1 protein-coding gene is annotated in these 348 nt (G+C 43.1%); it reads right to left on the bottom strand.

What is annotated here, in order from left to right; genetic code table 11:
- Positions 1-270, bottom strand: a 270-nt coding sequence (locus QOS06_RS10775; protein ID WP_283596068.1) for a helix-turn-helix domain-containing protein, incomplete at its 3' end; no start/stop codon positions are given.
- Positions 271-348 lie beyond the last annotated feature (78 nt).

Genomic DNA, 348 nt, shown 5'->3' with positions numbered 1-348 from the left:
AGGGGACCACTTCTGGACTTGAATCTTTTCCTCGACCAAGTGTTTAAGGTTTTTAGTGAGCGAAGACTTCCGCCCCCGTTGACTAACCTTTTGTTCAAAGTCAGTTTGCGCTAGCTCAGCCTGGTACTCACTATTTAGCCGGTGAAGTTCGTTAATGATGGTGGTCTTACTAAAGCCTAAGTAGTTAGCGATGTATCGCAAGGAACGTCCTTCATTATGAAGCGTTTCAATGACAACACGGTGCTGGAATGATAAAATAGTGGTGCCCATTAAGGTCCTTCTTTCTAATGGATTGTACGGTAACACCATTAAAGACCTTGATGGGTTTTTCTGTCCACTTAAATGTTC

Source organism: Limosilactobacillus sp. DJ3M12 (genome assembly GCF_947381695.1).
Classification (GTDB): Bacteria; Bacillota; Bacilli; order Lactobacillales; family Lactobacillaceae; genus Limosilactobacillus; species Limosilactobacillus kinnaridis.
This window is presented reverse-complemented; position numbering and strand designations above follow the sequence as displayed.